Genomic DNA, 7,933 nt, shown 5'->3' on the forward strand with positions numbered 1-7,933 from the left:
CGGCTCGATCTTCGCCACCGGCGGCCTGCCGATCACGTCGCGTTGATTCTGGTATTGCTCCTCGAAACCGCTCTGGCTCCAGCCGAACACGCGGATCTGCAGATTGGCGGTCTCGTTGCCGCGATTCTCCAGCCACAACGCACTGGCCTGTTGATCGGCCTCCAGCACCGGATCGATCGGCCAGATCAGCACCGAACTGGCAGCGTGCGCATAGCCTGCCCCGAGGACGAGCAGCGCAAAAAACGCACGCCCAATGAATGTAACTGCCCCCATACACCTGCTCCTCGTCAGCCATTCAAACGGCGCTTACCACGACAGCTGCACCTGCAGCACGTCGCTGTACGTCCCCCCGGGCTGATTGCCCGGCAATTGCACCTGACCGTAAATCGGCAGGCTGATGTTGTTCGCATCGCTGTAGGCCACCGCCACACTCTGGCCGATGCCCAGGCTCTGGCTGTATGCCGCATCGCGAAACAGCGCATACGCCACCCGCGCCGTGCCACTGTTGACCTGCATGTGCCGGCCACTGCTGTTGTACTGTCCGCCATCGACGCTCATGTTCAACGTCACCCCCGGCGTGCATTGCAGCTGCACCCCGCCCGTCAGCGCGACCTGCACCGTGCCGGTGGCCAAGGCTGAGCGCGAGCCGAAATTCAGCCCGCCGTAGTTGGACACCCCGCCCACCACCAGACATCCAGCGGTGACCGTGGCGCTGACCTGAAAGCTCTGGCTCGTCGCCGCGTCCAGCGTCAGCGGCGCACTGCCCGTACAGAGCAGGAGCAGAGCGGCGCATCCCTGCCGGCGCATGGCATCAGAACGTCAGTTCGACAGCGACGGTGTCGGTGTAGGTACCCGCCGGCAGACCGGCCTTGCCCACCGCCTGACCGTAGATGTTCACCGTTTGCGCGACACCGGTGCTGGCGGCGAGGTTGATCGTGCCGTCAATCGCCAGCAACTGCGAATGCCCGGCGTCGGTGTACAAGTCGTACGGCACATAGTTGGCGACGCCGTCGTACAACGCCCGCGTACCGCCCGGTGATTTGCCGTCGTTGGCCCCGGCGCGCACCTTGACCGTCGGCGTGGTGCCGCTCGAACACAGGATCGACAGCGCCCCGCCACCGCCGCCCAGCACTTGCCCGGTGGCCGTGGTGAACAGGCTATTGGCGGTGCCGAAGTTCAATGCACCGAAGTTCAGCCCGGTGGAGCCGCCAGCGCCGTTGACCTGGCAGCTGCTGATCAGGATCAGGCTGGAGGTGATCTGGCCGGTGACCGTGGTGGCGGCATTGGCACTGGAAACCAGCGTCAGGCCGAGCAGCGACAAACCTATCCTTGATGCAAACGTACGCATGGTGTCCGTCCTCTACGGGGTTACCAGTCGAGCGTCACCGTCAGGGTGTCGGTATAGACCCCTGCCGGTACCGCGCGGGTATTCGCCACCACCGAGCCAAATACCGGAATGGGTATCTGCGCACCGCTGGTAACAGCGAAATTGTGTTGCTGGCCGATGCTGTAGCTCCGGACGCCGGAGGGATCGACGAACAGCTGATAGGGAATGGTCTGGCGGCCGTTGCTCAGGCGCCGGGTATTGCCGTCACCGTGGGTGCCGCCGTCGATGGTGACGGTGAAACCGGTGACCGAAGGATTGCAGGCAACATTGAGTTTGCCGCTGCTGTCGCCATCGAGGCTGGCCTTGATCGGCGCGTTCCAGGTGGGGCCCTGAAGACCGAAATCGAGGGTGCCCAGCTCACCGACCGGGCTGGACGGGTTGCTGCTATTGGTCACTTCGCAGCCGGCAATCAGGGTCAGCCGCGCATGAATCTGCCCGCTGACCGCTGCCTGCGCAGCGTCCGCGAGTAATGCCAGCGTACCTGCCGCCATGACCATCCAGTACTTGCCTGTCATGCGCCCGTCCCTACTCCTTCAGGTGACTCCAACCCCTGCGTTCATCATCGAACGCATTGCTGCACAACCCGAATCCTCAGGGTTGCCCGTTAAAATGCGCTGATCACCAAGTGACGGTGACCTTGATCAGATCCGAATAGCGGCTGACCCGTGGCACCTGCGCCAGACGCTCGATCCGCGCGTACAGCGGCAATTCCACCGTGCCAGTGTCCGGCACTCGGCCGCTGACCGGTACATCCACCACCAGCGGTATCCGCCGCGCGGCGTCCTGATACAAGCGGTACGGAATCGGCTGGCTGTCCGCCCCGCCGAGCATGTAGCGCACCTCACCGACACCGCCATGCAGACCGCCATCGACGCGCATTTGATACGGCGTGTCCGGGTTGCACTCCAGCCGTGGCAGGCGTTGATTGGTCAACGCCGCGCCCAGCGGCCCGGCCGGATCATCAAGACGCGCGGTGCTGCCGAAATTCAGCACACCGAGTTGCTCGATTCCCGCTTCACGTTGCTGGCCGATCAACTGGCAGCCACGTTGCACATCGACGCGCACTTCGACTTGAAGATCCGCCGCGTAGACCGGTGCGCCCAGCACACCCAGCAGGCCCATGACCACCCGTGCATTCACTGCTCCATTCCTTGTCAGCGATCGCTTGCGTTGTCGTTACTGTGTTTCAGGTTAGCAACACACGGCGATTGCGCCAGTCGATTGGATCCATGCAACCGGCGGGATATGTTTCGAAAGGTTGATCACACCGCGCAATGGCCACTGCCAATAGCTGTACAACCGGCAAAATACTGTTCAGTGATCGCCCACTCCCGTGCAGAGCTGCTGGAAGCATCACTTTGCGTCTGGTTACACTAGGCCGCCGCGCTCCGTGGAGCCGGTTCGACCAATACGGAGTCAGCCCAGCGTGCCCGCCCGACCGCCAAAATCCACTCGACTGAAGCAACGCTGGTCGACGTTGCGCCGCCTGTTCGGCCGAAACATGCCCGCCAGCGCCGGGCATGACGCCAGCGCCGAGTCGATCCGCGATTACTTTCGGCACAAGGCACACAATCAGGGCTATACCCTCAGCCACAGCCAGCAACAGGTGATCGATTGCATGGCGCAGCAGGCCAGCCTGCTGTTCGGCGCCACGGCGCGCACGCCGCCGAGTCTTTACCTGTACGGCGCGGTCGGGCGCGGCAAGAGTTGGCTGCTCGACGGTTTTTTCCAGGCGTTGCCGATCAGCGAGAAACGCCGTCTGCACTTCCATCAATTCTTCGCGCAATTGCACCAGGGCATGTTCAGCCATCGCGAGCAGGACGATGCCCTCGCCACCACGCTCGATGAATTGCTGGCGGACTGTCGGGTGCTGTGTTTCGACGAATTTCATGTGCATGACATCGGCGATGCGATGCTCATCACCCGGCTGTTCAAGGCACTGTTTCAGCGCGGCATTCTGTTGTTGGTGACCTCCAACTATCCGCCCGAAGGTTTACTGCCCAATCCGCTCTATCACGCGCGTTTCAAACCGGTGATCGAGCTGATCAATACGCGCATGCAGGTGATGGAAGTCGGCGGCCCGCATGATTACCGCAGTCTCGCGCGCAACCATGAACACCAGGTGTTTACCCACGGCCATTACGTGTGGCCGGGCACAGCGGCCCAGCGCCAGGCTCTGGATCTGCCGACGCAAGATGCGCCACCGCTGTCGCTGACCGTCGGTACCCGGCAGTTTCGCGCACGTTTGAGTGAAGGCCGACGCGTGGCGTTTACGTTCGCTGATCTGTGTGAGCAGCCGACCGCAGTGATGGACTATCTGCAGTTGTGCCGGCGTTTCGACCACTGGGTGATTGACGATTTACCGCTGCTGGGCGACTGCTCGATTGCCGCGCAACAACGCTTCATCAATCTGATTGACGTGCTCTACGACCAGGACAAACACCTGACGCTGATAGGGCGACAGTCGCTGCGCGAAAGCCTTGGCGGCGATGCGATCGACCTGGGGCGCACGCGTAGCCGGTTAGGGCAGCTACAGGTTATCCACGACCCCGCCTGACACCCCAAAACCCTGTGGGAGCTGGCTTGCCAGCGATGGCGGACTTACATTCAACATCTATTTCGATTGAAAGGGCCTCATCGCGGGCAAGCCCGCTCCCACAGGGTGTGGGGTGTCTACTGGATCTGAGCAGCCTCAAATCAAGGCTTTGCCGTTATCATGGCGCCCATTCCCCAGCGCCTCGCGCCACTGGCCTTTTTTCAAAAAGTGAACACCTACAATGCACACCCTTGCTCAATTACGCGCCGGCGAGTTGTCGGGCATCACGCGGCTGGATCTGTCTTGCGGGCTGACCGAGTTTCCGCGCGAGATCTTCGAGCTGGCCGACACCCTCGAAATCCTCAACCTCAGCGGCAATAAACTCAGCAGCCTGCCGGATGATCTGCATCGCCTGACCCGCCTGCGCGTGCTGTTTTGCTCGGACAATCCTTTCACCGCACTGCCCGCCTGCCTCGGCCAATGTGCGGCGCTGACGATGGTCGGCTTCAAGGCCAATCGCATCGTCGAAGTCCCCGGCGCCGCGCTGCCACCGTTGCTGCGCTGGTTGATCCTGACCGACAACTGCATCGAAACCCTGCCGACTGAATTGGGCGAGCGCCCTTATCTGCAAAAACTCATGCTCTCGGGCAATCGTCTGCAAGCGCTGCCTGAATCGCTGCGCAACTGCCATCGATTGGAGCTGCTGCGCATCTCGGTCAACCAGTTCAGTGAACTGCCGCAGTGGCTGCTGAGCTTGCCGAGCCTGACATGGCTGGCCTACGCCGGTAATCCGCTGGAAACCGAAGCCGATGCCGCCGCACTGGAAGCCACGCCGCTGATTGATTGGTCGGCATTGCGCCTGGAGCAGAAACTCGGCGAAGGCGCCTCCGGGGTGATTTCCCGGGCGAACTGGCAGCAAGCCGATGGCTCGCTGAAACCGGTCGCGGTGAAGTTGTACAAAGGTGCAATGACCAGCGACGGCTCACCGTTGCACGAAATGAACGCGTGCATTACCGCTGGCTTGCACCCGAACCTGATCCGCGTTGAAGGACGTATCAACGGTCACCCCGAGGGTCAGCAAGGGCTGGTGATGCAACTGATTGACCCAAGTTTTCGCAATCTTGCCGGATTGCCAAGCCTGGCCTCGTGCTCGCGGGATGTATACGCCGATGACCTGCGCTTCACGGCCGAGGTTGCCTTACGCATTGCCAAGGGCATTGCTTCGGCAGCGGAACATCTGCATGAGCAAGGCATTACCCACGGTGACCTGTACGGGCACAACATTTTGTTGAACGACCGGGGCGATTGTCTTCTGGGGGATTTTGGCGGGGCGTCGTTCCATGCCACCACCGATAACGCACAGACACGGGCGCTGCAGCGCATTGAGGTGCGCGCGTTCGGGATCTTGTTGGGGGAATTGCTGGCGCGTATCGATTCGGGGCTGAGTGCCGAACAGCGTTTACATTGTGAGGAGCTGGAACGGCGTTGTTGCCAGGCGCAGGTGCTGGCGCGGCCGGGGTTCAGTGAAGTGTTGCGCGATCTTGAAAATCTGTGACCGCTGCGCGGTCAATCGCGGGCAAGCCCGCTCCCACAGTGTCCGTGTCGTGCACAAAATATGTGAACTGCGCAAAAACCTGTGGGAGCGGGCTTGCCCGCGATGAGGCCATCACTGGCGAAACAAATCAGCCCGCCAGACCGACAAACATATCCTGCACGTCATCATGGTTATCGAGGCCTTCGAGGAACGCCTCGACTTCAGCCATCTGCTCATCGCTCAACCCGGTCACCGGGTTTTTCGGCTGGTAGCCAAGCTTGGCCGACAACACGGTGAAGCCTTGCTCCGGCAACGCTTTCTGCACGGCATCAAGGTCAGTCGGGTCGGTGATGAACAGGGTCGCGCCGTCTTCGCCCGGCTCGAAATCCTGGGCACCGGCTTCGATCGCGGCCATTTCCGGATCGGCGTCCGGGGTGTCCGGCGAGGCTTCGATCATGCCGACATGGTTGAAATCCCACGCGACCGAACCGGAAGCACCCAGCTGGCCCTTACGGAACGCGACACGGATTTCTGCCACGGTGCGGTTGACGTTGTCGGTCACGCACTCGACGATCAGCGGCACCTGGTGCGGGGCGAAACCTTCGTAGGTCACGCGATGGTATTGCACCGCTTCACCCAGCAGACCGGCGCCTTTCTTGATGGCGCGGTCGAGGGTCTCTTTCGGCATCGAGGCTTTCTTGGCCTGTTCAACCACCAGACGCAAGTGTGCGTTGGTGGCGGTATCGGCGCCGTTGCGCGCAGCAATGGTGATTTCTTTCACCAGTTTGCCGAAGATTTTGCCCCTGGCGTTGGCTGCCGCTTCTTTGTGTTTAACCTTCCACTGTGCGCCCATTACTCACTCTCTTGATCTGTGGCGCCGAGACATCTATTGGCCGACGCGTGGCGCCAAGTTTATACGGCCTAAAGTCGGCAATCGACCAAAAATATTGATTGGCGAATCGACATCTTCACCACACGTTGTAGGGCGATTCTGAAAAGGCCTCTTGCGATGACTATTCAGCGCTGCGGTTTCGTACCCTCTGCCGTCCGTATTGCCTGACAGAACCTGTGCGAATGCTCAATGACAAGGAAAGTCCGTTCACCCTGACCCTGACCGATGGCGAGTTACGCCTGCCGGTGCTGCGTTTCAGTGGCGAGGAAGCACTGAATCAGCCATTCCGGTTTGACGTCGAAGTCATTGGCCTGGCGCCGGCGATACCGCCGGGCGCGTTGCTGCACCAGCCTGCTTTTCTGCGCATGGGTGAACAGCAAGGCGTTCATGGCGTGATCCATTGCGTCACTTGCGACCATCGCGGCAGTCATCGCGTCGGCTATCGCCTGGTCCTGGTGCCACATTTGCAACGTCTGGCACAGTCGCCGGTGCGTCGAGTATTTGTGCAGTCGAGTGTGCCGGCGATCCTCGCGCAGTTACTCGCGGAGCATGACCTGCCGGCCGACAGTTTCCGCATCGAATTGACCGTCGGCCACTATCCACCACGCGACTTCTGCATCCAGTACGAAGAAAGCGACCTGGCGTTGCTGCAGCGGTTGTGCGAAGAAGAAGGCATCCACTATCACTTCGAACACGGCCCTGAGGGACATGTCGTGGTGTTTGCCGACGACAGTTTGAGCCTGCCACAGACGCCGGTACTGATTCCGTTCAACACCGACGACGGGGAAACGCCACGGGTAAACAGTCTGTTTCAACGACACGATGCCGCGCCCTCAGTGCCTCAGCACGATGTCCGAAACCGTGGGCAACAGGCTGGCGGCGAAGACGCTGCCAATCAAACCGTCGCCGCCCCGAGTGTGAGCACGATGTCCGCGCAACAGCGCCATGCCGAACAGCGCAGTCGCCGCCATCTGGAGCGCCAGCGCTGCCTATATCGTTCGATCCATGGCCGCAGCGACAGCCGTCAACTGCGCAGTGGCCATCTGCTGCAAGTGACTCAGCACCCTGTCAGTGGTTTCAACGAGCAGTGGTTGATCACTGAACTGCGCCATCACGGGCAACAGCCATCGATTCTTGACCCTGCGCCTGTCGAGTACCGCTATCACAACGACTTCAGTGCCCTGCCCTGGTCGACCGACTTTCGTCCGCCGCTCAAACAAGCCCGACCGCGAATTCCCGGCTATCATCTGGCCCGCGTGCTCGGCCCCACCGGTCTGCCGACCGTTCTTGATGAGCAGGGGCGGATCAACGTGAGCGTGTGGCCGACGTCAGCCGTCGGCGACGATGAGGGCATATGGCTGCCAATCGCCTTGACTCACGCCCACGGCCGCCTCGCGGCCCACGACCTGCCCCGCACGGGCAGCGAGGTGTGGGTAAGTTTTCTCGACAGCGATCCGGATCGACCGATTTTGTGTCTGGGTACGCAACGCGATTCCGCGCAGGTAGAGGTACCGTCAGCCCGCGACAGCAGCCTGTTACTAGATTGGCTGATCAACCGATCCTGACCTGTAGGAGCTGCCGAAG

General features: G+C 61.3%; 9 protein-coding genes. 3 read left to right on the forward strand and 6 right to left on the reverse strand.

Features of this window, described 5'->3' with window-relative positions:
* From PMI37_RS03195 to PMI37_RS03215, 5 genes are all read right to left on the reverse strand, one after another.
* A partial coding sequence (locus PMI37_RS03195) for a fimbrial biogenesis chaperone (RefSeq protein WP_008077965.1) occupies window positions 1–273 on the reverse strand: 273 nt, incomplete at its 3' end.
* A 33-nt stretch (window positions 274–306) separates the two neighbouring features.
* Window positions 307–807: a Csu type fimbrial protein gene (locus tag PMI37_RS03200; RefSeq protein ID WP_008077966.1), complete on the reverse strand. Its 501-nt coding sequence runs from the start codon at window positions 805–807 to the stop codon at window positions 307–309.
* A gap of 4 nt (window positions 808–811) precedes the next feature.
* Window positions 812–1,348, reverse strand: coding sequence for a Csu type fimbrial protein (locus tag PMI37_RS03205; protein ID WP_008077967.1), 537 nt, complete (start codon window positions 1,346–1,348; stop codon window positions 812–814).
* 20 nt (window positions 1,349–1,368) lie between these two features.
* Window positions 1,369–1,902, reverse strand: coding sequence for a Csu type fimbrial protein (locus PMI37_RS03210; protein ID WP_008077968.1), 534 nt, complete (start codon window positions 1,900–1,902; stop codon window positions 1,369–1,371).
* A gap of 103 nt (window positions 1,903–2,005) precedes the next feature.
* Window positions 2,006–2,527 (reverse strand): Csu type fimbrial protein, encoded by a 522-nt coding sequence (locus PMI37_RS03215; RefSeq protein WP_008077969.1) that lies wholly within the window; start codon window positions 2,525–2,527, stop codon window positions 2,006–2,008.
* Window positions 2,528–2,813: 286 nt separating this feature from the next.
* Between PMI37_RS03215 and zapE the strand changes: the two genes are divergently transcribed.
* Complete coding sequence (gene zapE, locus PMI37_RS03220) at window positions 2,814–3,944, forward strand: cell division protein ZapE (protein ID WP_008077970.1); 1,131 nt, start codon at window positions 2,814–2,816, stop codon at window positions 3,942–3,944.
* 220 nt (window positions 3,945–4,164) lie between these two features.
* Window positions 4,165–5,478, forward strand: coding sequence for a leucine-rich repeat-containing protein kinase family protein (locus PMI37_RS03225; RefSeq protein WP_008077971.1), 1,314 nt, complete (start codon window positions 4,165–4,167; stop codon window positions 5,476–5,478).
* A gap of 127 nt (window positions 5,479–5,605) precedes the next feature.
* On the opposite strand, the gene PMI37_RS03230 is transcribed toward PMI37_RS03225, so the two are convergent.
* The gene (locus PMI37_RS03230) at window positions 5,606–6,310 is read right to left on the reverse strand and encodes a YebC/PmpR family DNA-binding transcriptional regulator (RefSeq protein ID WP_008077979.1); all 705 of its coding nucleotides are present in this window, start codon (window positions 6,308–6,310) and stop codon (window positions 5,606–5,608) included.
* A 221-nt stretch (window positions 6,311–6,531) separates the two neighbouring features.
* Here PMI37_RS03230 and PMI37_RS03235 point away from each other — a divergent pair, with 221 nt between their 5' ends.
* Window positions 6,532–7,914 carry a type VI secretion system Vgr family protein gene (locus PMI37_RS03235; RefSeq protein ID WP_008077987.1) on the forward strand — a complete coding sequence of 461 codons (1,383 nt, stop codon included), beginning with the start codon at window positions 6,532–6,534 and terminating at the stop codon, window positions 7,912–7,914.
* The last annotated feature ends 19 nt before the right edge of the window (window positions 7,915–7,933 follow it).

Source organism: Pseudomonas sp. GM80 (assembly GCF_000282515.1).
Lineage (GTDB): Bacteria > Pseudomonadota > Gammaproteobacteria > Pseudomonadales > Pseudomonadaceae > Aquipseudomonas.

Coding starts and splice junctions, on each gene's coding strand:
- PMI37_RS03210 (WP_008077968.1), bottom strand. CDS start 1,902: ATGACAGGCAAGTACTGGATGGTCATGGCGGCAGGTACGCTGGCATTA.
- PMI37_RS03230 (WP_008077979.1), bottom strand. CDS start 6,310: ATGGGCGCACAGTGGAAGGTTAAACACAAAGAAGCGGCAGCCAACGCC.
- PMI37_RS03235 (WP_008077987.1), top strand. CDS start 6,532: ATGCTCAATGACAAGGAAAGTCCGTTCACCCTGACCCTGACCGATGGC.
- PMI37_RS03205 (WP_008077967.1), bottom strand. CDS start 1,348: ATGCGTACGTTTGCATCAAGGATAGGTTTGTCGCTGCTCGGCCTGACG.
- PMI37_RS03200 (WP_008077966.1), bottom strand. CDS start 807: ATGCGCCGGCAGGGATGCGCCGCTCTGCTCCTGCTCTGTACGGGCAGT.
- PMI37_RS03225 (WP_008077971.1), top strand. CDS start 4,165: ATGCACACCCTTGCTCAATTACGCGCCGGCGAGTTGTCGGGCATCACG.